This is a genomic window from Cytobacillus sp. ABV4_503, from assembly GCF_056158445.1.
In genome coordinates, this window is the sequence record NZ_JBSWTH010000001.1 from 77,720 (window position 1) to 102,026 (window position 24,307).

At 43.2% G+C, this 24,307-nt stretch carries 21 protein-coding genes; 15 read left to right on the top strand and 6 right to left on the bottom strand.

Features of this window, described 5'->3' with window-relative positions; all coding sequences use genetic code 11:
* The first annotated feature begins 33 nt into the window (after positions 1–33).
* From ACXAD1_RS00365 to ACXAD1_RS00395, 7 genes are all read left to right on the top strand, one after another.
* The gene (locus ACXAD1_RS00365; protein WP_206846115.1) at positions 34–342 is read left to right on the top strand and encodes a YerC/YecD family TrpR-related protein; all 309 of its coding nucleotides are present in this window, start codon (positions 34–36) and stop codon (positions 340–342) included.
* Positions 343–504: 162 nt separating this feature from the next.
* On the top strand, positions 505–1,191 hold the full coding sequence (pcrB, locus tag ACXAD1_RS00370) for a heptaprenylglyceryl phosphate synthase (RefSeq protein WP_474909158.1): 687 nt from the start codon (positions 505–507) through the stop codon (positions 1,189–1,191).
* A gap of 77 nt (positions 1,192–1,268) precedes the next feature.
* Entirely contained in the window at positions 1,269–3,500 is a 2,232-nt protein-coding gene (gene pcrA / locus ACXAD1_RS00375) for a DNA helicase PcrA (RefSeq protein ID WP_370224000.1), read from the top strand.
* 55 nt (positions 3,501–3,555) lie between these two features.
* Positions 3,556–5,562, top strand: coding sequence for an NAD-dependent DNA ligase LigA (ligA, locus tag ACXAD1_RS00380; RefSeq protein WP_474909159.1), 2,007 nt, complete (start codon positions 3,556–3,558; stop codon positions 5,560–5,562).
* Between the two features lie 15 nt (positions 5,563–5,577).
* The gene (locus ACXAD1_RS00385) at positions 5,578–6,747 is read left to right on the top strand and encodes a CamS family sex pheromone protein (RefSeq protein WP_206846106.1); all 1,170 of its coding nucleotides are present in this window, start codon (positions 5,578–5,580) and stop codon (positions 6,745–6,747) included.
* A 648-nt stretch (positions 6,748–7,395) separates the two neighbouring features.
* Complete coding sequence (pruA, locus tag ACXAD1_RS00390) at positions 7,396–8,943, top strand: L-glutamate gamma-semialdehyde dehydrogenase (protein ID WP_474909160.1); 1,548 nt, start codon at positions 7,396–7,398, stop codon at positions 8,941–8,943.
* 113 nt (positions 8,944–9,056) lie between these two features.
* Entirely contained in the window at positions 9,057–9,608 is a 552-nt protein-coding gene (locus ACXAD1_RS00395; protein ID WP_206845418.1) for a cysteine hydrolase family protein, read from the top strand.
* A gap of 86 nt (positions 9,609–9,694) precedes the next feature.
* Here the strand turns inward: ACXAD1_RS00395 and putP are convergent, their stop codons facing one another.
* Positions 9,695–11,164, bottom strand: a complete 1,470-nt coding sequence (gene putP, locus ACXAD1_RS00400; RefSeq protein ID WP_211202710.1) for a sodium/proline symporter PutP — start codon at positions 11,162–11,164, stop codon at positions 9,695–9,697.
* A 635-nt stretch (positions 11,165–11,799) separates the two neighbouring features.
* Here putP and aceA point away from each other — a divergent pair.
* Both aceA and ACXAD1_RS00410 read left to right on the top strand, forming a co-directional pair.
* The gene (gene aceA / locus ACXAD1_RS00405) at positions 11,800–13,089 is read left to right on the top strand and encodes an isocitrate lyase (RefSeq protein ID WP_474909161.1); all 1,290 of its coding nucleotides are present in this window, start codon (positions 11,800–11,802) and stop codon (positions 13,087–13,089) included.
* Positions 13,090–13,297: 208 nt separating this feature from the next.
* Positions 13,298–13,732, top strand: a complete 435-nt coding sequence (locus ACXAD1_RS00410) for a YueI family protein (protein WP_474909162.1) — start codon at positions 13,298–13,300, stop codon at positions 13,730–13,732.
* Between the two features lie 177 nt (positions 13,733–13,909).
* On the opposite strand, the gene ACXAD1_RS00415 is transcribed toward ACXAD1_RS00410, so the two are convergent.
* Entirely contained in the window at positions 13,910–14,266 is a 357-nt protein-coding gene (locus ACXAD1_RS00415; RefSeq protein WP_474909163.1) for a cupin, read from the bottom strand.
* 220 nt (positions 14,267–14,486) lie between these two features.
* On the opposite strand from ACXAD1_RS00415, the gene gatC reads away from it, so the two are divergent.
* The 5 genes from gatC to ACXAD1_RS00440 all read left to right on the top strand — a co-directional run bounded on the left by gatC (position 14,487) and on the right by ACXAD1_RS00440 (position 19,500).
* Entirely contained in the window at positions 14,487–14,777 is a 291-nt protein-coding gene (gene gatC, locus ACXAD1_RS00420) for an Asp-tRNA(Asn)/Glu-tRNA(Gln) amidotransferase subunit GatC (protein ID WP_009335962.1), read from the top strand.
* Between the two features lie 13 nt (positions 14,778–14,790).
* Positions 14,791–16,248: an Asp-tRNA(Asn)/Glu-tRNA(Gln) amidotransferase subunit GatA gene (gene gatA / locus ACXAD1_RS00425; protein WP_206845425.1), complete on the top strand. Its 1,458-nt coding sequence runs from the start codon at positions 14,791–14,793 to the stop codon at positions 16,246–16,248.
* A 12-nt stretch (positions 16,249–16,260) separates the two neighbouring features.
* On the top strand, positions 16,261–17,688 hold the full coding sequence (gatB, locus tag ACXAD1_RS00430; RefSeq protein WP_474909164.1) for an Asp-tRNA(Asn)/Glu-tRNA(Gln) amidotransferase subunit GatB: 1,428 nt from the start codon (positions 16,261–16,263) through the stop codon (positions 17,686–17,688).
* Positions 17,689–17,852: 164 nt separating this feature from the next.
* On the top strand, positions 17,853–18,404 hold the full coding sequence (locus tag ACXAD1_RS00435; RefSeq protein ID WP_474909165.1) for a thioredoxin family protein: 552 nt from the start codon (positions 17,853–17,855) through the stop codon (positions 18,402–18,404).
* Between the two features lie 28 nt (positions 18,405–18,432).
* Positions 18,433–19,500: an NAD(P)H-dependent flavin oxidoreductase gene (locus tag ACXAD1_RS00440; RefSeq protein ID WP_206845406.1), complete on the top strand. Its 1,068-nt coding sequence runs from the start codon at positions 18,433–18,435 to the stop codon at positions 19,498–19,500.
* A gap of 32 nt (positions 19,501–19,532) precedes the next feature.
* Here ACXAD1_RS00440 and ACXAD1_RS00445 read toward each other — a convergent pair whose 3' ends face one another.
* Complete coding sequence (locus tag ACXAD1_RS00445) at positions 19,533–20,465, bottom strand: manganese-dependent inorganic pyrophosphatase (protein ID WP_474909166.1); 933 nt, start codon at positions 20,463–20,465, stop codon at positions 19,533–19,535.
* A 168-nt stretch (positions 20,466–20,633) separates the two neighbouring features.
* Here ACXAD1_RS00445 and ACXAD1_RS00450 point away from each other — a divergent pair, with 168 nt between their 5' ends.
* Positions 20,634–21,386 (top strand): metallophosphoesterase family protein, encoded by a 753-nt coding sequence (locus tag ACXAD1_RS00450; RefSeq protein ID WP_474909167.1) that lies wholly within the window; start codon positions 20,634–20,636, stop codon positions 21,384–21,386.
* Between the two features lie 204 nt (positions 21,387–21,590).
* Here ACXAD1_RS00450 and ACXAD1_RS00455 read toward each other — a convergent pair whose 3' ends face one another.
* The 3 genes from ACXAD1_RS00455 to plsY form a co-directional block, all read right to left on the bottom strand.
* Entirely contained in the window at positions 21,591–22,616 is a 1,026-nt protein-coding gene (locus ACXAD1_RS00455) for an STAS domain-containing protein (protein WP_206845403.1), read from the bottom strand.
* Positions 22,617–22,724: 108 nt separating this feature from the next.
* Entirely contained in the window at positions 22,725–23,384 is a 660-nt protein-coding gene (locus ACXAD1_RS00460; protein ID WP_206845402.1) for a DUF421 domain-containing protein, read from the bottom strand.
* Between the two features lie 103 nt (positions 23,385–23,487).
* Positions 23,488–24,114 (bottom strand): glycerol-3-phosphate 1-O-acyltransferase PlsY, encoded by a 627-nt coding sequence (gene plsY / locus ACXAD1_RS00465; protein WP_206845400.1) that lies wholly within the window; start codon positions 24,112–24,114, stop codon positions 23,488–23,490.
* Positions 24,115–24,307 lie beyond the last annotated feature (193 nt).

Below are 24,307 nucleotides of genomic sequence, written 5' to 3' on the forward strand. Positions count from 1 at the left end.
AAAAATTATGACAATAAAGGGGTATGCAAATATATGCAAATTGATAAGCTAAGAGGCAAAGAACTGGATCAGTTATTTAAGTCTGTTTTATCTTTAAATGACCTGGAAGAGTGCTATCGCTTCTTTGATGACTTATGCACAGTAAATGAAATACAGTCTCTGGCTCAGCGTCTGGAAGTAGCACGCATGCTTCGTGAAGGCAAAACATATCATAAAATCGAAACAGAAACGGGCGCAAGCACGGCAACCATTTCCCGAGTGAAAAGATGCCTCAACTATGGAAATGATGCTTATGAAATGGCACTGGAAAGAATAAAAGAAGAAGAAGCTGAAAAAGCGTAAATATTCCTTTTGCTTAAACCGATGGGGCTGTTCCCGCGGTTTTTTTCTTTGTCTTCCCTATTAATTTTTTCCACCTCATAAAGACTTCCTGCTTTTCTTTTTTATTCCCAATCTTAAATGATATAATGATGAAATGGAATGATAGAATGGAGGCAATTTTGCATGTATGATGTTCGCGAATGGAGCCACGTTTTTAAGCTCGATCCGGATAAAAATATATCAGATGAAAACCTGGAAATGATTTGTGAGTCTGGAACAGACGCGATTATTGTGGGCGGGACGGACGGAGTCACACTGGAAAAGGTGCTGGATTTAATGGCCCGCATCCGCCGATATACAGTCCCTTGTGTGCTGGAGGTTTCGACCATTGATTCAATTACCCCGGGCTTTGACTTATATTTTATCCCGACAGTCCTTAACAGCCGGGACGTAAAGTGGATTACAGGACTTCATCAGGAGGCTGTAAAAGAATATGGGGATATCATGAATTGGGAAGAAATTTTAGTTCAGGGTTATTGCATCCTGAATGAAGAATGTAAAGCGGCACACGTCACCAATTCACGGACAGATTTATCATTGGATGAGGTAAGGGCATATGCCATGATGGCTGAAAAGATGTTCAGCCTGCCAATCTTCTATCTGGAATACAGCGGAAAGTATGGAGACGCTGAAGTGGTCGCAGCGGTGAAAAATACGCTGGAAGAAACCGTATTATTTTACGGCGGCGGCATCGTCAATGCAGAGCAGGCAAGTCAAATGGCAGCGCACGCGGACGTCATTGTGGTCGGAAATGTTATTTATGATGATCTGCAGGCTGCATTGGCCACAGTCCAAGCCGCTCGTGCTTAATATAGGTTGCTGATGGTTAGCAAACAAGATAAAATAGAATTTAAGAACATATGTTTCTATGGTGGTGAAGAGAAGAAATGCAATTTTTAACGGATAAATTATTGAACGGACTGAATCCGCAGCAGCAAAATGCAGTAAAAACAACCGATGGACCACTTCTTATAATGGCAGGAGCGGGAAGCGGAAAGACAAGAGTGCTTACTCATAGGATTGCTTACTTAATGGTAGAAAAGGGTGTTAACCCTTATAATATTCTGGCAATTACCTTTACAAACAAAGCAGCCCGTGAAATGCGTGACCGTATTCATAACATGATGGGCGGAGCAGCAGATGAAATCTGGATTTCGACGTTCCACTCCATGTGCGTGCGTATCTTAAGAAGAGATATTGACCGTATTGGCTATAACCGCAATTTCACGATTCTGGATTCAACAGATCAGCAATCGGTGATTAAATCAATCCTAAAGGATAAAAACCTGGATCCAAAGAAATTTGATCCGCGTGCTATCCTGGGTTCCATCAGCTCGGCAAAAAATGAATTGATCACCCCTGAAGAGTATGCGAAAACAGCAGGTGATTATATTCAGCAGGTTGCAAGTGATGTATATACAGAGTACCAAAAGAGGCTAAGACGCAACCAGGCGCTTGATTTTGATGATCTTATTATGATTGCGATTCAGCTGTTCCAGAGAGTGCCGGAAGTGCTTGAATATTATCAGCGCAAATTCCAGTATATTCATGTGGATGAGTACCAGGATACGAACAGAGCGCAGTACATGCTGGTCAAGCTTTTGGCAAGCCGTTTTAAGAATCTGTGTGTGGTCGGTGATTCTGATCAGTCTATCTATAAATGGCGCGGTGCGGACATAGCCAACATCCTTTCATTTGAAAAGGATTATCCGAATGCACAGACTATTATGCTTGAACAAAATTACCGTTCAACAAAAAGGATTCTGCTGGCAGCGAACGAAGTCATCAGCAAGAACCTCAATAGAAAGCCAAAAAACCTCTGGACCGAAAACGCAGAAGGCAATAAGATCTTCTATTATCGTGCCGACAGCGAGCAGGGAGAAGCCCAGTTTGTTGCAGGCAAAATTAAAGAATACATCAGCAGCGGCAAGCGAAGCTTTTCGGATATTGCTATCTTGTACCGCACAAACGCACAGTCCCGTGTAATGGAGGAAGTACTGCTTAAGTCGAACATTGAATACTCTATCGTCGGGGGCATCAAGTTCTACGACCGCAAAGAAATTAAGGATATCCTTGCCTACCTGCGTCTGATTGCAAATCCGGATGATGATATCAGCCTTCAGCGTGTTATCAATGTGCCAAAACGCGGAATCGGCTCCGGTTCGGTTGATAAAATCGCCAACTTTGCACAGCTTCACGAGATGAGCATGTTTGAAGCCCTGGAGTCTATTGAACTGATTGGGCTGAGCCCGAAAATTACAAAAGGGGCCATTGAATTCAGGGATTTGGTTAAAAACTATACACAAATGCAGGAATACTTATCTGTGACAGAACTTGTGGAAGAGCTCCTGGAGAAATCAGGCTACCGCGATATGCTTATTGCCGAGAAGTCCATTGAAGCACAGAGCCGTCTGGAAAACATTGATGAATTCCTGTCTGTTACGAAAAACTTTGAAGAAGCCAGCGAAGATAAATCGCTTATCGCATTTTTGACTGATCTGGCTCTTGTGGCTGACATTGATAAATTGGATGATGATGGGGAAAAAACTGAATCAGTTGTTCTTATGACCCTTCACTCAGCAAAAGGGCTTGAGTTCCCTGTTGTCTTTTTACTAGGTCTTGAAGAAGGTGTATTTCCTCACAGCCGTTCTCTAATGGAAGAATCTGAAATGGAAGAAGAGCGCCGTCTTGCTTATGTGGGAATCACGCGGGCAGAAGAAGAGCTTTTCATTACGAATGCACAAATGCGTACTTTATTTGGACGCACGAATATGAATCCGCCATCCCGTTTTATCAAAGAAATTCCTGCTGATTTGCTGGATGGGCTTGAACCTGCTAAAAAGCCGTCTCCATTCGGATCATCCCCGTTTGGATCTCCTTCTGCTTCAAGGGGAGCGCAGCCTCAGCGGAAAGCTGTGGTTCGTCCATCTGCATCGAATACAGGCGGAGATGAAATTGACTGGAAAGTCGGCGACAAAGCCCAGCACGGAAAATGGGGTACAGGTACAGTTGTCAGTGTAAAAGGGTCCGGCGAAGGAACAGAGCTGGATATTGCGTTCCCGAAACCGGTTGGCATAAAACGTCTGCTGGCCAAATTTGCACCGATTACAAAGGCCTAGCCTTGAGAGCAGCCTGCCAGGCATCTTTTAAAGGATTATAGAAAGGGTTGAATGTATGGACCTTCAATTGGCAGAAAAAAAGGTGAAAGATCTGCACAACCTTTTGAATCAGTATAATTATGAGTATCATGTTCTTGATCAGCCGTCTGTTCCAGATGCTGAATACGATAGGCTGATGAGAGACCTTATTGAGCTTGAAGAGCAATTTCCCGAGCTGAAAACAGAAGATTCTCCAACACAGCGGGTTGGAGGGGAAATCCTGGATATGTTTGAAAAGGTGGAGCATCAGTCACAGATGCTCAGTTTGGGAAATGCCTTCAGCGAGCAGGACCTAAGAGACTTTGACCGCCGTGTCCGACAGGGTGCAGGTGAAAATGTTTCTTATGTATGCGAATTGAAAATCGATGGACTGGCTGTCTCCCTCCGCTATGAGGACGGGCTTTTTATTCTCGGCGCCACACGCGGAGACGGATCAATCGGTGAAAATATCACAGCGAATTTAAAGACTATTCGCTCCATCCCTCTCCGGCTGAAAGAGAGTGTTACAATGGAAGTTCGCGGGGAGGCATTTATGCCAAGGCGTTCTTTTGAGAAGCTGAATAAAGTGAAAGAGGAAAATGGGGAAGAGGCTTTTGCAAATCCAAGGAATGCCGCAGCGGGTTCATTAAGACAGCTCGATCCGCGTCTGGCGGCAAAGCGTAATCTCGATATTTTTGTCTACGGCATAGCGAATGCAGGGGATACAAGCGTGGTATCCCATAGCGAAGGCCTGGATTATCTGGATAGCCTTGGATTTAAAACGAATAAAGAACGCAAAGGATGCGAAAGCATTGAGGAAGTCATTGAATATGTACAGGGATGGACTGACAAACGTCCAAATCTGCCTTATGATATTGATGGCATCGTTATTAAAGTCGATTCACTGGAATCACAGGAGCAGCTCGGCACTACGGCAAAAAGCCCACGCTGGGCCATTGCTTATAAATTCCCTGCAGAAGAGGTTGTTACCACATTAAGGGATATTGAATTAAGTGTGGGGCGAACTGGCGTAGTTACGCCAACTGCACTTCTGGAGCCTGTCCGTGTTGCCGGAACGACTGTCCAAAGGGCGTCCCTGCACAACGAAGATTTAATTCGCGAAAAAGATATTAAGATTGGCGATCAGGTCGTTGTGAAAAAAGCAGGAGATATTATCCCTGAAGTTGTAAATGTACTGGCTGACAGGAGAACGGGTGAGGAGCAGGATTTTAGCATGCCGACACATTGCCCTGAGTGCGAAAGCGAGCTGGTCCGCCTTGATGGTGAAGTGGCATTGCGCTGCATTAATCCAAAGTGCCCGGCCCAGATCAGGGAAGGCCTTATTCACTTTGTTTCCCGTAACGCCATGAACATTGATGGCCTAGGTGAAAAGGTAATCAGCCAATTATTTGCCGAAAATCTGATTAAAGATGTGGCAGATATCTATAAATTAACGTATGAACAGCTCATCCAGCTTGAGCGGATGGGTGAAAAGTCAGTAAATAACCTCATTCAGGCTATTGAAAACTCCAAGGGCAACTCGTTGGAAAAGCTTCTATTTGGTCTGGGAATCCGCCATGTTGGCGCGAAGGCAGCCAAAACGCTGGCCCAGGAGTTTGGCCAGATGGAAGCACTTGAAAAAGCATCCCGGGACAATTTAACAGCAATCAATGAAATTGGTGAAAAAATGGCTGATTCCATCGTATCTTTCTTTGAACAGGAAGAAGCCCATGAACTGATTGCGGAGCTGAAAGCAGCTGGGGTCAACATGGCTTATAATGGACCAAAACCTGTTACAGCCGAAATCTCTGATAGCTTTTTTGCAGGAAAAACAGTGGTTCTGACAGGAAAGCTTGAAATAATGAGCCGAAATGAAGCAAAAGAAAAAATAGAGGCGCTTGGCGGCAAAGTATCCGGAAGCGTCAGCAAGAAAACAGATGTTGTAATCGCCGGAGAAGACGCTGGATCCAAACTGACGAAGGCCCAGGAGCTTGGAGTAGAGGTTTGGAACGAGGAGAGACTGGTTGAAGAATTAAATAAGTAAGAGGGTGTAAGCTCCGTGAAAAAACTAATGATGTTTGCTTTATCCCTAACCCTTCTGCTAGCAGGCTGTGCGCCTAATTTTAATAAGCAGGAGGAAGTGGTTCAGGAGGACAAGAACGAAGAGGATAAGGCAATCATTCCGAACTATAAAATTTCTGACAAGTATTATCGAACACTGCTGCCTTTTGAACCAAGTGAATCCAGAGGTCTCGTGGTCAATAATGTAAGCACCAAATATGATATCAATGAATTTGAGACAGGACTTATGCGAGTTGCGCAAAACACGTTTGATCCTGATAAATACTTATTCCAGGAAGGACAGTTTCTAAAAAGAGGCACTGTCCAGGCCTGGCTAAACCGCAAATACACCGAGGATCAGCTGAAGGAACGCAAGATGAAGGCAGAAGACAATATCGGCTTAAATCCAATGATTGCCGATGGTGGAGATATTGATAAAAACAATGAAAAAAGCCCGATCTACCTTGCCCATATTCTTGAACACAACTATTTGCTGAAAAATGATGATGGGAAAGTGGGGCTCGGCGGTGTTGTCATTGGCCTTGCCATGAACTCTGTCCATTATTACCAAAAGGAACAATATGGTGCCACTTTCGAATCAAAGATTGACCAAGATGTCATTGAACGAGAAGGCAAAAAGCTAGCTGAAGAAGTATTGCAGAGAGTACGGCAAATCAAGGGCCTGAAGGATGTGCCGGTAACCATTGCTTTGTTTGAACAGCAAGCAAGAACTTCGGTTGTGCCTGGAAGCTTCTTTGCATACGCTACGGCAGACAAAGGAAGCACCAAGCTTGACGGATGGGAAAATGTCAGCGAGAAATATGTCCTTTTTCCTTCAAACACGGCTGAAAAAAACCATCGTGATGATTTAACGGCTTTTCTTAACTTTAAACAGGATGTAGAAACCTACTTCCCGAACTTTAATGGAGTTATCGGGAAAGCTTTCTACGCTCAGGACCAATTGCAGGAAGTTAATATTGATATCCCAATCCAATTCTATGGAAAAGCAGAAGCGATTGGATTTACGCAATATGTAACAGGGCTTGTCGTGAAACACTTCCCTGAATACATTTCAGTCCAGGTGAATATCTCATCTGTTAACGGACCGGAAGCGCTGGTAGTCCGGAAAGCGGATCAAAGCGAACCTTTTGTCCATATCTATCAATAGAACCAGGGTACCCAGAAGTGCAGAAGATGCATCTTCTGGGTTTTTTAATTTCAGGAAAGAGGAGTGTGAACATGACGACGAAGTTTGAAGCGGTTTGAGAAAATTGGTCGTCATAGAGGGTTCATGAAGACGAAAATGGAAGAGTCACAAGGGAAATGGTCGTCATAGAGGCTTCATGAAGACGAAAAGGGAAGAGTCACAAGGAAAATGGTCGTCATGGAGGGCTCATGAAGACGAAAAAGGAAGAGTCTCGAGGAAAATGGTCGTCATAGAGGCAATGCCGACACAATAGGATGTGGTACAAGAATAAGGCCTCCATAAAAAGTTCATTGCTGTAAAAATGATAAAATATATCCCCTTCTAAAGAATAAGAATAACAGCAATAGATATTTTTATATAACAGTTTTATCCAAAACCTTTTCTAAGGAACTTTAACCCCTTATCCTTCTAAGTGAAACCGCAATTTCTCTCAATGAATGTTAATATATAACATCCGCGGAGAATGTTTGAAGAATATGTTATTTTCGTGTTAATATAGTGTTTGGATGAAAACGTTTTAAGAGAATAGCAGGCCTTGTTCCAGCATGTTTATAGAACGGGACGCTACGATCTGGCGTTTGATATTTGTACACACAGGAGGCGGTAAAAATGGTACAACCTTATAAGCATGAGCCATTCACGAATTTTAAAGAAGAGGAAAATCGTGACGCATATTTAAAGGGTTTACAAACTGTAGAAAGCTATTTGGGCCAGGATTATGATCTTTTAATTGGCGGAGAGCGCATTTCTACTGAAGATAAAATTGTATCAATCAATCCTTCTAATAAAGAAGAAGTAGTTGGCCGTGTTTCAAAGGCAAACCGCGAGCTTGCGGAAAAAGCGATGCAGGCTGCTGTTGAAGCATTCAAAACATGGAGAAAAGTGAAGCCGGAAACACGCGCAGATGTTTTATTCAAAGCTGCTGCGATTATCCGCCGCCGCAAGCATGAGTTTTCTGCTCTTTTAACAAAGGAAGCAGGAAAGCCTTGGAACGAGGCAGATGCTGATACTGCGGAAGCCATTGACTTCCTTGAGTACTATGCACGTCAAATCTTAACAATCAAAGACGGTGTTCCAGTCAACAGCCGTCCGAACGAATATAACCGTTATGACTATATTCCATTGGGAGTGGGGATCATCATTTCTCCTTGGAACTTCCCGCTTGCGATCATGGCCGGTACAACTGTTGCAGCGATCGTGGCTGGAAACACAGTTCTATTAAAACCAGCTTCTACAACACCTGTTGTGGCTGCGAAATTTGTTGAAGTGATGGAAGAAGCAGGCCTTCCGAAGGGCGTTCTGAATTTCGTGCCGGGAAGCGGTGCAGAAGTGGGCGACTACTTGGTTGACCATAAAGACACACGCTTCATCTCCTTCACTGGCTCACGTGACGTAGGTCTTCGCATCAACGAGCGCGCTTCTAAATTGAACGAAGGCCAAATCTGGCTGAAGCGTGTCATCGCTGAAATGGGCGGTAAGGACACAATCGTTGTGGACAAAGAAGCAGACCTTGAATTGGCGGCTACTTCAATCGTTGCTTCTGCTTTCGGATTCTCCGGCCAGAAGTGCTCGGCATGTTCACGTGCGGTTGTAGTAGAAGATGTATACGATCAAGTATTAAACCGTGTTGTCGAGTTAACGAATGAGTTAACACAGGGCAACCCTGAAGACCAAAGCAACTACATGGGTCCTGTAATCGACCAGGGCGCTTTTGACAAGATCATGAGCTACATCGAAATCGGCAAAGAAGAAGGCAAGCTGATGACAGGCGGAGAGGGAGACAGCTCGAAAGGCTTCTTCATCAAGCCGACTGTATTTGCTGACCTTGCTCCGGATGCACGCTTAATGCAGGAAGAAATCTTTGGGCCAGTTGTTGGCTTCACAAAGGCAAAAGATTTCGACCATGCGCTTGAAATCGCCAACAACACGGAGTACGGCTTAACAGGAGCTGTGATCACGCAGAACCGTGAGCACATCCAAAAAGCGCGCGAAGATTTCCATGTTGGGAACTTATACTTCAACCGCGGCTGTACAGGAGCGATCGTTGGATACCAGCCATTCGGTGGATTCAACATGTCAGGAACAGACTCCAAAGCGGGCGGGCCTGATTACATTCTTCTGCACATGCAGGCAAAGACTACTTCTGAAATGTATTAATAAATCTCCGATTGGAGTCGGGAACAGCAACTTGGTTGCTGTTCCTTTTTTATTGGATATTCAGCACTTTGAAGTATATGATGAAAATAGATTTTAGATTGGAGTGATGTAAAATGCCAAACAAAGCCTTGATTAATATCGATTACACAAATGACTTTGTAGCTGAGGACGGTGCTCTGACATGCGGTAAGCCTGGACAGCTGCTGGAAAAGAAAATCTCAGAGCTCACACAAGAGTTTATCGCAAATGGGCATTTCACTGTTTTTGCTATTGATGTTCATGATGAAGGAGACATCCATCACCCAGAAACGAATTTATTCCCGCCGCATAATATCAGGAACACGGAAGGAAGAAATCTTTACGGTTTACTGCAGCAGATTTATGAAACAAACAAGGAAGCTAAAAATGTGTATTTCATGGACAAAACAAGATATTCCGCATTTGCAGGAACCGATCTCGAGATAAAACTAAGGGAACGCGGTGTAGAGGAAGTGCACCTGGTCGGTGTATGTACGGATATCTGTGTACTACATACGGCAGTCGATGCTTATAATAAAGGGTTTAAAATAGTGATTCATAAAGATGCTGTTGCATCATTTGACCAGGACGGCCATGAGTGGGCCTTAAGGCATTTTGCAAAGACGCTTGGAGCAGAAGTAATTTAATGATTGCCAGCTGAAGGCTGTAACTTTTTTGAGAAACGGGTTTACATACAAAAAACCCTCTCCACATAGGAAGAGGGTTTCTGCAATTAATTTTTAAGGACAGACTTATATTGATTGTACTGCTCCTGAACTTCTTTTGAAGGAGCCTTATCCATAAGGCTGACGATGATGATCGCTAGACCTGCAAATAGGAAGCCAGGCGCTAATTCATACAAATCAAACAGTCCGCCGGTAAGCTGTGCCCAAACAATTACTGTTACAGCACCAATAATAATACCGGCAAGGGCGCCATTTCGTGTCATGCGTTTCCAGAACAGGCTCAGAATGATAACTGGCCCAAAGGCTGCACCAAATCCGGCCCAAGCATAACTGACAAGTTCCAATACCTTGCTTTCGGGGTTATACCCTAAGAAGATGGCAATAATGGCAATGCCCAGTACAGCAATTCTGCCAACAATCATTTCTTCCTTTTTGGAAGCATTTCTTCTGAAGATGGATTTATAGAAATCCTGTGCCAGTGCACTTGAAGAAACGAGCAATTGAGAGTCAACTGTGCTCATGATTGCTGAGAGAATGGCTGCTAATAAGAATCCAGCTACCCATGGATTGAATAGTACTTGAGAAAACATGATAAATACTGTTTCAGAATTGGCAAGAGGTGTATCCGCAAAATATGCGATACCGGCAAAACCTACAAACAGAGCTCCAAATAACGATAGAACCATCCACGTCATACCGATCAAGCGGGCTTTTGGGACGTCGTTTGTTGATTTTAATCCCATAAAGCGAACAAGGATATGCGGCTGCCCAAAGTAGCCAAGCCCCCATGCCAGCAGGGAAACAACGCCAACAAAAGTGGCTCCTGAAGCAACATCCAAATGTGTTGGATCGATTGTGCTGATCTGATTTAATGTTTCATTCCATCCGCCAAGCTCCTGAATCGCTGTAATCGGGATGATAATCAAGGCTAAGAACATTAAAATACCTTGAATAAAGTCTGTCCAGCTGGCTGCCAGGAAGCCGCCAAATAATGTGTATGACAAAATAACAGCAGCTCCTACCCAAAGCGCGAGTGTATAATCCATCCCGAATGAATTTTCTAATAGAATGGCACCGCCGACTAGGCTGGAAGAAGTATAGAAAGTGAAAAAGACTAATATGACGATTGCAGAAACTACCCTTAGCAATTTAGAAGTATCATGGAACCGGTTTTCAAAATACCCGGGAACTGTAATTGAATCGTTTGCTACTTCTGTGTAGACACGCAGTGGCTTAGCAACAAACTGCCAATTCAGATAGGCACCGACTGCCAGACCGATAGGAAGCCATATTTCACCCATACCGCCTAAGTAAACAGCTCCAGGCAATCCCAGCATTAACCATCCGCTCATATCAGAAGCTCCGGCACTTAAGGCTGCAACCCCAGCTCCAAGCCCTCGTCCGCCTAAAACATAATCAGATAAATCTTTAGTCATTCTGGCTGCAAGCACGCCAATCAGCAGCATGCCGACCAGATAAACAATAATGGCAATTAACGTTGGTATATTTATATCCATACTTATTTATCCTCTCCTTTCAGCAAAATATGAGATGCCTGATAGTATGATCAATAATGGCATAGGAATAAGAAGCCAAAGCCATGTTGCCATAGTGAAATCCATATGTTCACCTCCGCTACTCTATTAGTGTCCCCATTAATACATACGTGGAAAAAGTTCCTTTTATACAGTAACATACAGTTTTGTGTTTGTGGAAAAATCAGTTTGGGGAATGGTCCACTTTGGAAAGACGTTTATTATCATAACATAATAAAGGTTGAGGGACAAAAAATCTAAAAACCTATCAAGTTATAAATGTATAAAAATACGTTATTTCGCATTAATTTGCTGTTATATCACATATATCAACATATCTATTCATCTGAATTTATAAAATTAAGTTGGCAACAAGAGCAGTTTTATTGGGTAGATTAGAGAATTAGCGGTAAATTTTGAAAATTTTTTTAAAAAGGGGTTCCCATTACGAATTTGCTGTTATATAATACAAAACATAGATATTTAATTGTTTTATAACAACTTAGATTTATGTCATAACAGTTAATGATTTTATATCTGTTATGATACAGAACTGGAATACAACTGAGATTTTGCTCAAATGATGATTTTCTAAATTAAAAGGAGGATTTAATCAAATGGCAGATGAAAGAGTGCGTCAGTTACAGGAAAGCTGGGAAATGGATGAACGCTGGAATGGAGTCGAAAGACCGTATACGGCTGAGGAAGTTATTAAATTAAGAGGGTCGATTGATATTGAACATACATTGGCGCGCCGTGGTGCAGAGAAGCTGTGGAAGCTTGTGAATGAAGAAGATTTCGTCAATGCATTAGGGGCGTTAACAGGAAACCAGGCTGTCCAGCAGGTTAAGGCTGGGCTGAAGGCCATATACTTAAGCGGCTGGCAGGTTGCTGCAGATGCAAACCTGTCCGGAAATATGTATCCGGACCAAAGCCTATATCCGGCCAACAGTGTTCCGAGTGTTGTAAAAAGAATTAATCAGGCCCTTCAGCGAGCTGACCAGATTCATCATATGGAGGGGGATCATTCCATTGACTGGTTCGCGCCGATTGTGGCAGATGCGGAAGCAGGATTCGGCGGCCAGCTTAATGTATTTGAACTTATGAAAGGCATGATTGAATCGGGTGCCGGCGGAGTACACTTTGAGGACCAGCTATCTTCTGAGAAGAAATGCGGTCACCTTGGCGGAAAGGTTTTGCTGCCAACCCAGACTGCTGTTAAGAATTTAATTTCTGCGAGATTGGCAGCAGACGTAATGGGCGTGCCGACTGTCATTGTCGCACGGACTGATGCCAATGCTGCAGATTTAATTACCAGCGATGTGGACCCTTATGATGCACCTTTCATTACCGGGGAACGTACACCTGAAGGTTTCTTCCGTACAAAGGCTGGGCTCGACCAAGCGATCGCTCGGGGATTGGCGTATGCGCCTTATGCAGACCTGGTATGGTGTGAAACATCTGAACCGGATCTCGATGAAGCGAGACGCTTTGCCGAAGCAATCCATGAGAAATTCCCTGGCAAGCTGTTAGCGTATAATTGCTCTCCTTCATTCAATTGGAAGAAAAAGCTCGATGACGAAACGATTGCAAAGTTCCAGGTTGAGCTCGGAAAAATGGGCTACAAGTTCCAGTTTGTTACTTTGGCAGGATTTCATGCGCTAAACCATAGCATGTTTGAATTGGCTCGCGGCTATAAAGACCACGGAATGGCTGCGTACTCTGAACTTCAGCAGGCCGAGTTTGCCAGCGAAACACATGGCTACACCGCGACAAGACATCAGCGTGAAGTGGGCACCGGCTATTTTGACCAGGTTTCCATGGTTATTACTGGTGGTACTTCCTCGACAACTGCTTTAAAGGGATCCACTGAGGAAGAACAGTTCACTGAAAAGCAGGAAGCTTAATTTTTACCCGTATGTAACTTGATTTTTTTACCATTATATTCTCCTGTTTTGAACCTCTCTTCCATTGAAGGGAGGTATTTTTTTGCTTTGATAGCAAGCACAGTACATGCTGCAAAAACATACATAATATATAGGCAAAATTTGAAATAGGGCGTAATACTGAATACAATGAAAGCATTGAGGACATATATGGATGGAGGGTGTACTATTGGCTGAAAATATAGATGATTATCTTCAACAGGGAATTCATGGACAAAAACAGACCAAGCCTGATGAGCGCCGCAAGTTTCTTGGATCGCTTCGAGAGAGGGTGGTCATTGCCTTGAAGCAGCCGCAGATGAGGGAAGATGGAATCTATCCGCAGGTGGAAGAGGCACTTAAAGCCAACAGCAAAGCTCATCTTTATCTGAATGGCAATATGAGTTACTCCTATTTATCAAAATATATAAAATTGGCTTCTGTCTATAAGGTAGAATATACAATCGTCACCAATAAAGAACATAATTCAGAGATCGGGCTGGTTCTAGCCTATGACTATGCGATTGATAAACCGGAAATTTTCGTGGAGAGGAAAACGGTCAAAGCAGAAGCAAAAAAAGAAAAAAAGGGCGGCCTATTTGCCAAACTATTCAAGCGAAAATGAGCAGCGTCTGCAGCGCTGCTCTATTTTTAGAGGGAAAGCATCACAATACCGGCCCAGTTTACATTTTAACGGCAGAAATGGAGATTTTACGGGCCAAATTTAAAAATTACCGGCCGAAATACGGGATTTACCGGCCAAATCTTAAAAATACCGGCCGATGCCAGGTGTTCCGCTGTCTTATTCCAAAGGCTTCAGGTACAGATGCGGATCCAAATCAGGACCTTCAACCACAATTGCAGTCATGCCAAGGTAAGAGCCTGATTCATGATCCTCACTTTCAGACCAATAAACAGCGGTTCCTTTTTGGACTGCAATTTGTTTACCGCCAGCAGTTTTAACCCATCCTTCCCCGTCAACGATGAGAAATAGCTGGGGACAAGCTGCCGGATGCATGCCTAAAACACTATTATCTTTCAGGTGGATACACCCAACTGTAGCTGTTTTGTTCCGGATAATCGGGGTGATGCTGGCATTGTGGCTGCTGAATTGGGCAATTTCCCTGCTGACATCCAAATCAAATCGGAAAAATTCCATAATCGCACCTCCTGTCCTTATTTACATCCCCAGTTATTCGGTGTCGCTTTTCATTTATCCTCTAAAAAGAGAAGCAAACACACAATTCGCTGAACTCATGGTAAAATAAGCAGAAGATTGCTATGCCAGCTGGTGTACGCGTATTGCTTTAACGCGCGAAAGTTTGGTATGATCATAATAATTGTGCATTGACAGTATTCAATTTTTGGAGGTGGCATTAATGTCGAGAATTTCAATAGATCAGGTTAAGCATGTTGCACACTTGGCGCGACTTGCAATGACTGAGGAAGAAGCTGTTGCTTATACCGAACAGCTGGACAAGATGATTTCATTTGCAGAGCTGCTGAATGAGCTTGATACAGATCATGTTGAACCAACATCCCATGTTCTTGATATGAAGAATGTATTGAGAGAAGATAAGGCGAATAAGGGGCTTCCACAGGAAGAAGTTCTGAAAAATGCGCCGGAACATCAGGATGGCTATATAAAAGTGCCGTCTATTATTGAATAGGGAGGGGAAAATGGTGAGTTTATTTGACCATAAGGTATCGGAGCTTCATCAGCTTTTACATAAGAAAGAAATCACGGTTACCGACCTTGTCAGCGAATCGTACAAGCGAATCGGTGAAGTTGAAGATAAAGTACAGGCTTTCTTGACGTTTGATGAAGAAAGAGCTCGTGAAGCAGCTAAAAGAATGGATGGTAAAATTGGAACAGACGAGGCAAAAGGCCTTTTGTTCGGTATGCCAATCGGCGTGAAGGATAACATCGTAACGAAGGGGCTGCGCACCACCAGTGCGAGTAAAATTCTTGAAAACTTTGATCCTATTTATGATGCTACTGCTGCATCCAAATTACATAATGCTGAAACGATTACAATCGGTAAACTGAATATGGATGAATTTGCAATGGGATCATCCAATGAAAACTCAGGCTTTCAAGTAACCCGAAATCCATGGAATCTTGAAAGAGTTCCCGGGGGATCTTCCGGCGGTTCTGCTGCTTCTGTTGCAGCCGGTGAAGTTTTATTTTCTCTTGGATCAGACACTGGTGGCTCAATCAGACAGCCTGCTTCTTATTGCGGAGTAGTTGGGTTAAAGCCTACATATGGAAGAGTTTCAAGGTTCGGACTGATCGCGTTTGCCTCATCTCTGGATCAAATCGGGCCAATTACACGGACCGTTGAAGATAACGCCTACCTGCTTCAGGCAATTTCAGGTGTGGATCCCATGGACTCTACTTCAGCAAATGTTGAGGTCCCAAGCTACGCGGAAAGCTTGACTGGGGATGTAAAGGGGCTAAGAATTGCCGTACCGAAAGAGTATTTGGCTGAAGGTGTAAATGAAGAGGTGCGCCAGTCAGTACTGGACGCCCTGAAAGTGTTAGAAAAACTTGGGGCAACATGGGAGGAAGTTTCCCTGCCGCATTCGAAATATGCACTGGCAACGTATTATCTGCTGTCCTCCTCTGAGGCATCGGCGAACCTGGCGCGCTTTGATGGCGTACGCTATGGCTATAGAACAGCAGATCCTGAGAATTTAATCGATTTATACAAAAAGACCCGTGCAGAAGGCTTCGGTGATGAAGTGAAGCGCCGCATAATGCTCGGAACATTCGCCTTAAGTTCAGGCTATTATGATGCCTACTATAAAAAGGCACAAAAGGTGCGTACACTGATTAAACAAGACTTTGAAAATGTTTTTGAAAAATTTGATGTCATTATTGGACCGACAGCACCAACTCCTGCCTTTAAGATTGGAGAAAATACGTCTGATCCGCTCACTATGTACGCAAATGATATTCTGACTATTCCAGTAAACCTTGCCGGGGTGCCTGGAATCAGCGTACCTTGCGGATTCGCGGATGGATTGCCGCTTGGCCTTCAGATTATCGGAAAGCATTTTGATGAAAGCACTGTTTACCGCGTAGCGCATGCTTTTGAGCAGGCTACAGAATTCCATAAGCAAAAACCGGGACTGTAAGGGGGGAAATTCATGAAATACGAAACGGTTATCGGACTTGAAGTACATGTTGAGCTAAAAACAGATTCAAAAATATTCTCGGCAAGCCCAAACCATTTTGGGGCAGAGCCCAACTCCAATACAACGGTCGTCGACCTGGGCTACCCTGGAGTTCTTCCTGTCATTAATAAAAAGGCAGTTGAATTCGGAATGAAGGCTGCGATGGCACTGAATTGTGAAATCGCACCTGTTACAAAGTTTGATCGGAAGAATTATTTTTACCCGGATAACCCAAAAGCCTACCAGATTTCACAATTCGATAAGCCAATAGGTGAGCATGGGTGGATTGAGATCGAAGTCGACGGCTATAAGAAAAAAATCGGCATTACGCGGATCCATCTTGAAGAAGATGCAGGAAAACTGTCTCATGCTAAAGGATATTCTCTTGTAGACTATAACCGCCAAGGTACACCGCTGATCGAGATTGTTTCTGAGCCGGATATCCGCACGCCAAATGAAGCATACGCATATTTGGAGAAGCTGAAGTCCATCATCCAGTATACTGGCGTTTCTGACTGTAAAATGGAAGAGGGTTCACTTCGCTGTGATGCGAATATCTCCCTTCGTCCTGTCGGCCAGGAGGAATTTGGCACAAAGACAGAGCTTAAGAACCTGAACTCCTTTAACTTTGTCCGCAAAGGGCTGGAGTACGAGGAGAAGAGACAGGAAGAGGTTTTAAGTTCAGGCGGTACAATCCAGCAGGAAACATTGCGCTATGATGAAGCAACCAATAAAACCATACTAATGAGGGTAAAAGAAGGTTCTGATGATTATCGTTATTTCCCTGAGCCTGATTTGCTTGATATCCATATTGATGAGGAGTGGAAACAGCGAATTCGTGCTGAAATTCCTGAGCTTCCGGACCAAAGAAAGAACCGCTATATTGAAGAACTTGGGCTGCCGGCTTATGATGCAGCTGTCCTGACAGTCACAAAGGAAACTTCTGATTTCTTTGAAGCAGCTGTCAATAAAGGAGCAGACGCCAAACAGGCTTCCAACTGGGTAATGGGTGAACTGTCAGCTTACTTGAATGCTGAACAAAAAGAGCTGACAGATATAGCTCTGACACCAGAGGGACTTGCCGGCATGATTAAACTGATTGAAAACGGTACGATCTCTTCCAAAATTGCTAAAACAGTCTTCAAAGAACTGGTTGAAAATGGCGGGGATCCAGAAACAATCGTAAAAGAAAAAGACCTGGTTCAGATTTCGGACGAAGGTGCACTTCTTAAGATTATCGGAGAAACGCTTGATGCGAATCCGCAATCGATCGATGATTTCAAAAATGGAAAACAAAAAGCGATCGGCTTCCTTGTCGGCCAGATCATGAAAGCCACAAAAGGACAGGCCAACCCGCCGCTTGTTAACAAATTATTGCAAGAAGAAATTAAAAAGAGATAAAAGGAAGCTGATGGGACCCCATCAGCTTTTTCTATATTCGACAAATTTAAGGTCTATTTCCCAGGAAAAGATCTGGTTTTACAAAGTGTTACAGCAAATGCAGGAATGAAAGCTGATGATAAAGAATAGAAACTATACAGGAATCGAAAAAAGGAGCGGGTTGCATGAAATTAATGGATTGGTTTGCGAAGGGACTAAGTCTGCAAGATTACATAGGGGAAATGAAAGTAAATAAAGATGAAATGATGGGCATTTACGATCGTTTCTCTTTATCAGATAAAGAGAAAGCAAGATTGGCAGAATTTAAGGACACTGGCATGAAAGTGATTGTACTCACTGAAGATTGGTGCGGAGATGCGATGCTGAATAATCCGATTCTGCTGAAAATCGCAGAGGAAGCAGGGATGGAAGTCCGTTTTATTTTAAGGGATCAGAATCTTGAGCTGATGGATCAATATTTGACTAACGGAACATCCAGAGCAATACCCATTTATATTTTTATAGATAAAGAGGGGAAGGAAAAAGCTGTTTGGGGACCTCGTGCCAAACAGGTTCAGGAAATGGTTGATGATGGAAGAAGTAAGCTCCCCGCACAGAATGCGGAAGACTTTAAGGACAAACAAATGAGCATGTACAGGAGACTAACTGCTTCCTATCAGGAGGATTCTAAGATCTGGCATTTTGTTGCTGATAGTATAGTAGATGCTATTGTTTAGGGGAAATAAAGGCGGAAGGATGTTTTAAATGGGCTGGAACCAGAATTCCATAACAGCGATGCTGGATATAAAATACCCTATTTTCCAGGCTCCCATGGCCGGAGGGATGACAACGCCGGAATTAATCAGCGAGGTATCCAATTGCGGGGGACTTGGAAATATGGGCGCAGGCTATATGAGTTCAGATGAAATAAGGAGTAATATAATACGGATTCGGAAGCTGACAGATAAGCCATTTGGCATTAATCTCTTTGTTCCGGATCGTGAGGCTTCGGCGGATGCAGAGGAAATCAGCAGTATGGTGGATGTACTTGCCAGATACAGCAGTGAGCTTGGCATGAAGGAAAAACCTTCTCTGCCAGAAAAGGATTATGCTGCTTTATACAGAAAACAGCTTGATGTTTTAATGGAGGAACAGGTGCCTGTTTGCAGCTTTACATTTGGTATTCCTGAATCTTCCATTATTTCTGAATTAAAGAAACAGGGTACGATTATTATTGGAACCGCAACCAATGTAAAAGAAGCAGTGGAATGGGAAGAGGCTGGTGCAGATGTGATTATTGCTCAGGGGGTCGAAGCCGGGGGGCACCGTGGAACTTTCGGCAGCGAAGAAAGCGGGCTTATCGGTTCCATGGCTCTAATACCACAGGCGGCAGATGCGGTCAGCTGTCCTGTAGCTGCTGCAGGGGGAATAATGGATTCCCGCGGTATTGCGGCTGCTATAATGCTTGGCGCAGCAGGAGCCCAGCTGGGAACAGCTTTTCTTACATGCAGGGAAAGCGGGGCTCACTCACTGTACAAACAGGCATTATTAAATGCAAGGGAAGATCAGACAGCTGTAACGAAAGCATTTTCCGGAAAGCTTGCAAGAGGGATTCGCAACAGGTTCATGGAAGAGATGAATGGTCTGCAGACATTGCCTTATCCATTGCAGAATGATATGACAGCTCCAATCCGAAAACAGGCAGCCAAAATGGAGAAGCCGGAGTTTATGTCATTATGGGCCGGACAGGGAGTGAGGCTGGCTGAAGAAGTAACAGTGAAGGAACTAATGATAAAACTTGTTAAGGGGACAGAAACTTTATTGGATAAGTAAAAAGCAGTGCCAGGTGCGGCACTGCTTCTGTCTTATTTGCCAGCCAATACGTTTGTAAGAGGCGGTACGATTTGCTTTTTGCGTGAAACAACGCCCTTTAATACGGCACTGTTGTTTTCAAGTGTTACATCATAAGCTTTTTCAACTGCTGCAGCTTCTTTGCCAAGAGAGATGGCAACTGAGTCGTTGTTAAGGATGTCAGTTAAAACAAAAACAAAAAGATCAAGCTCTTTGTTTTTGATGTTTTCAGTAATGACAGCTTCCAATTCTTCCTGTCGGCTTAATACGTCATTTAGGTCCACAGCATTAACCTGAGCGATTTCTGTTTTATAGCTTCCCATTTGGAATTCCTTTGCGTCAAGGGAGATTAGCTCTTTCACGCTCTTCTTGCTTAAGTCTGCTCCTGCTTTAAGCATTTCCAGACCATACTCTTCAGCATTTACTCCCGCGATTTCAGCAAGCTCGCGTGCTGCTGCAACGTCCTGATCTGTGCATGTTGGAGATTTGAACAGCAAAGAATCGGAAATGATGGCCGAAAGCATTAAGCCAGCTGTTTCCTTGCTGATTTCTACTCCGTTTTCCTTGTACAATTTGTTCAGAATAGTTGTTGTGCAGCCAACAGGCTCTGCGCGGTAGTATAGCGGATCGCTTGTTTCAAAGTTCGCTATGCGGTGATGGTCTATAACCTCAAGGATTTTTACATCTCTGATATCATCAGCGCTTTGCTGGAATTCGTTGTGGTCCACAAGAATCACTTCGCTTGCTTCTTTGGATACTGACTCAACAAGACGGGGAGCTTCAGCTTTAAAATAATTTAAAGCATATTGTGTTTCCTCATTTACCTGGCCCAGACGGATTGGCTCTGCATCAACGCCTAATTTGTTTTTTAATTCTGCATAAGCAAGTGCTGAACAGATTGAGTCAGTGTCTGGGTTTTTGTGTCCAAATACAAATACTTTTGACATAAATCCTACTCCTTCTATATGTAATGTTGGTTTTGGCATGCTGTTATTTTACCATATTTCTAATGTAATGGCGGTACAGGGAAAAATCAAATTTTGTTTTATCCAATTGTTAGAGGATGCTTGGATGATTTGGAGAAATAAATTAAGGATAGTAAGGAGGAGACATACATGGGGAAAGTAGCCATAATTTCTGATATTCATGGAAATATCACAGCTCTGGAGGCTGTGCTGGACAATATCCGCGAACGAGGTATAGAGATTATTTTTTGCCTGGGTGATTTAATAGGAAAAGGGCCCAACTCCCGTAAAGCAGTTGAACGGATAAAAGAAACCTGTGAAGTAGTCCTACTTGGAAACTGGGATGACTTCATGCAGAAGCCGCTGGACTTTGAAGAAGGTCAATGGCATCAGAAACAGCTGGGGGAAGAGGCGTTAGCCTATTTAGGAACACTGCCGTTTCATCATGATTTTTATATGAGCGGCAAATATTGCAGGCTCTACCATGCTTCCGCCAAAAGCATTTATCATCGGGTTGTGCCAATGCGGGATTCTTATGAAGAAAAGCTTGCTATGTTTGAGAATACAGAAAATATTATTGCCGGAGAGAAGGGACTAATTCCGGATGTTGTTGGTTACGGGGATATTCATGCAGCTTTGATTGAACCGGTTCATCCGCAAAGGACGCTATTCAATGCAGGAAGCGTTGGGAATTCACTGGATATTCCTCAGGCAACCTATGCCGTTTTGCATGGGGAATACGAATCCAAAGAACCTGCTCCGTTTTCCATCGAGATCGTCCGTGTCCCTTATGATATTGAAAAAGAAATCAGCATTGCCAAAGAAATGGGAATGCCGAATCTTGAAGCCTACGCGCTCGAGCTGCGTGAAGCGAAATATAGGGGCGCGCCTAAGAAGGTATAATCACAGATTAGAAAGACTAAAATAGCCTGTACGCACATAAATAAAATTATATGCACATAAAACAAAACCAAGCGCACATAAAAATTTTTATCTGCACATATATCCTGTTTATTCCCATATAAATTACTGCTACAGTCTGTTTTTTTCACATTTAACTAAAAAAAGCTGACTTCCCGCCCAATGCGAAGTCAGCTATTTCCGTTATTAAAAGATTTTCCTGCCTTTTTTGGACAAAGCATAATAGATGCCGTGCTGCAGGTTCGTGAAGCAGTTAAATTTAGAAAGATTGAAATTAGTTTCTGTAATCTTTGTGCCAAGTTCTGGTGAAATGCCAACCAAAATGGTTTCGGTGCCAATCAGGTTAGCTGCTGCTGCCAATTTGCTTAAAAATTCCACAGTATAGGCACTGATGGATTGATTCAGCCCGGTTAAGTCCAGGATTAGGCAATCTGCCTGGTGCTTCGGCAGGCTGTGGAGAGTTTTATCCACGAGTTCTTCAGAGCGGAATTCATCGTATCTTCCCAATAGAGGGACAACAACGATTCCATCCAGGACAGGGATAACCGGTGAAGAGATTTCTTTAACAAGCTGCTTTAATTCAATCGTCCGTTCTTCCACTAATTTTTCAAGCTCGGTGATTTTTTTTGATTCTTCGCGCCTCGCCAAAGCGTGTATATTTTCCTCAACAGTAACGGTTGAGGGGAAATAATCAAGCTCGGTGTAATCATGCCCTGCCAATTGATCAGCCGATTTTTTATACCAGAGGCTGGTTCCGAACAAAGCAGAAAATATTCCTGCAAAGTGTCCCGGCAGAAATGTTCCAGACTCATTTTTTTCTTGTTCTTTGTTAATCTTGTATTCCCAGCTGTCAATTGCTCTGACCCTGGCGGTTTTCGCAGCGGGATCTAAATCAGTGATGATGAATTTTCCCCAGCCGGCAGAAGCATATATTCTGGGTATGATATTAGCCACTTCATCTATGGGAAGATTTAAATCTTTGAAGAACTTTCCTACCACCATTCCCTGCCTGAAGCCGGTGGTCTCAAGTACAAGGCTGGAAGTTTCTTTTCCTGAAATCTCTTCAATTGTATCGAAGAAGCTTCTCATGGCGGATTTTATCCAAAATAGGACCGCATCATCACCTTCAAAATTAAACAGACCTTTTTCCAGGTCCCAATTAAAATCAAACCCATCAATTTTTGTTTCAAGCACCAGGCTTTCTTCTGTCATACCATTACCCCCTGATATTGATATGTCTAGTTAAGTTATCTTTATTTGTCTCGTATGTAACCAATGTTATATACCCTCAACTTCAAACCATAAACCTATTCCAGAAAATTATCTGCGTCTGTTTATATTCAATTTTTTCGACTTTTCATTTACATAAGCGTACATTATCTCCTTCTCATTTAAATTGTTTTGCCGCAGCTGCTCTAAAAGCCAATCTTTAGTCTGTCCCAGCAGCTCGAGATTACGCGCCTGAATCCTGCCATCCACAATAACCGCAATAGGAAGACCCTCATCCTGTATGGAGATGTTTAAATGTTCGACTGTTACGGGCGTATTGGCCACTTTAGGTATGATGCTCACTTCACCGATAGGCTCAAGAATGGCGTAATCCACATCTGCAATTTTGGGATAGCCTTTGCTTCTTAAGATAGACAGCAGCTGAGTCATGGATAAGTGAGATTTTTCCAGATTATCTTCTAAAATTTCCCCATTTTTAATCAGCATCGTCGGTTCCCCAAGAAAAAATCGGTTGCCAATTTGGTTTAAAGTCAAATAAGAGAAGAGAATATGAAGGCCTACAAGAATGGCCAATGCTGCTAATGTCGGCCAGAATTCAGTGCTAATGAGAGGCTCAGAGGCAACTGTGCCAACAATAATGATGGCGACAAGGTCATAAGGAGTCATCTGGATAATTGTCGATTTGCCCATCAGTCTCATAATCATGATTGTGATTAAGTAAAGACTTAATATTTTTAAGATCAAGAACATATGCAAGCTCCTTTGACTGCACTTTTATTCAAAGGATTTGCTTAATGAGCGGGTTTCATGTGAAAAATAATAAAAAAGCCCGGATTCAGCATTCGGGCTTCAATTATGCTCGTTTTTTATGATCTCTTGGAGGGATGCGGTCATCCTTCAAGCGCTTATCATTGATTTTAGGCTCATTTTTATCAATGAAGTTATTAATGTTCGAACGGTGAAGGAAAATCAAAAATAATAGGAAAATAGAAAAGATAAGTTCATGTTCAGTGCCTTCGGTAAATAAGGAATAGATCAGTAAAGATGCCCCCACCGATAAAGAGCCGAAAAATACATACTTCGTTGCGTAAATGACTGCGACAAAAGAAATGTAGGCGATTAAAAACATCCAAATATTTGCTGCAAGCAATACTCCAGCTGTGGTTGCGATGGCTTTTCCTCCGCGGAATCCTGCAAAGATCGGGAAGCAGTGGCCGGCTACTGCAACCATCCCGGCCATTAACGGATCGGGCTCAGCGTTCAGGATGACAGGCATTGCTGCAGCAGCTGCTCCCTTGCCCACATCCACCAGCAGAACTACGATAGCTGCTTTTTTGCCAAGTACCCTTAGTGTATTAGTCGCACCAGGATTATTGCTGCCATGATCACGGATGTCGATCCCAAAGGCATATTTGCCGATCAATAAGGCTGTAGGAATTGATCCTATCAGGTACGCTGCCAAGTAAATAAGAAATGTCATCGTTCGTATCCATCCTTTTTCATCAATATATTCAATAATGGTTTAGAGTTGTCCATTATTAAAAAATATTTTCACTGCCCTCCTCTTTACGTAGTCATCGTTTACAGTTTACCATATAATGGTTTTGTTCGAAGCGGGAAATTAATCATTATTTTAATATTAAGAGATGAAAAAATATGGAAATAAAAGCTTT

Coding starts and splice junctions, on each gene's coding strand:
- gatB (WP_474909164.1), top strand. CDS start 16,261: ATGAAATACGAAACGGTTATCGGACTTGAAGTACATGTTGAGCTAAAA.
- ACXAD1_RS00415 (WP_474909163.1), bottom strand. CDS start 14,266: ATGGAATTTTTCCGATTTGATTTGGATGTCAGCAGGGAAATTGCCCAA.
- ACXAD1_RS00395 (WP_206845418.1), top strand. CDS start 9,057: ATGCCAAACAAAGCCTTGATTAATATCGATTACACAAATGACTTTGTA.
- ACXAD1_RS00455 (WP_206845403.1), bottom strand. CDS start 22,616: ATGACAGAAGAAAGCCTGGTGCTTGAAACAAAAATTGATGGGTTTGAT.
- gatC (WP_009335962.1), top strand. CDS start 14,487: ATGTCGAGAATTTCAATAGATCAGGTTAAGCATGTTGCACACTTGGCG.
- ACXAD1_RS00440 (WP_206845406.1), top strand. CDS start 18,433: ATGGGCTGGAACCAGAATTCCATAACAGCGATGCTGGATATAAAATAC.
- ACXAD1_RS00460 (WP_206845402.1), bottom strand. CDS start 23,384: ATGTTCTTGATCTTAAAAATATTAAGTCTTTACTTAATCACAATCATG.
- ACXAD1_RS00450 (WP_474909167.1), top strand. CDS start 20,634: ATGGGGAAAGTAGCCATAATTTCTGATATTCATGGAAATATCACAGCT.
- putP (WP_211202710.1), bottom strand. CDS start 11,164: ATGGATATAAATATACCAACGTTAATTGCCATTATTGTTTATCTGGTC.
- pcrA (WP_370224000.1), top strand. CDS start 1,269: ATGCAATTTTTAACGGATAAATTATTGAACGGACTGAATCCGCAGCAG.
- pruA (WP_474909160.1), top strand. CDS start 7,396: ATGGTACAACCTTATAAGCATGAGCCATTCACGAATTTTAAAGAAGAG.
- ligA (WP_474909159.1), top strand. CDS start 3,556: ATGGACCTTCAATTGGCAGAAAAAAAGGTGAAAGATCTGCACAACCTT.
- aceA (WP_474909161.1), top strand. CDS start 11,800: ATGGCAGATGAAAGAGTGCGTCAGTTACAGGAAAGCTGGGAAATGGAT.
- pcrB (WP_474909158.1), top strand. CDS start 505: ATGTATGATGTTCGCGAATGGAGCCACGTTTTTAAGCTCGATCCGGAT.
- ACXAD1_RS00365 (WP_206846115.1), top strand. CDS start 34: ATGCAAATTGATAAGCTAAGAGGCAAAGAACTGGATCAGTTATTTAAG.
- plsY (WP_206845400.1), bottom strand. CDS start 24,114: ATGACATTTCTTATTTACTTGGCAGCGTACCTGATAGGATCAATTCCT.
- ACXAD1_RS00435 (WP_474909165.1), top strand. CDS start 17,853: ATGAAATTAATGGATTGGTTTGCGAAGGGACTAAGTCTGCAAGATTAC.
- ACXAD1_RS00445 (WP_474909166.1), bottom strand. CDS start 20,465: ATGTCAAAAGTATTTGTATTTGGACACAAAAACCCAGACACTGACTCA.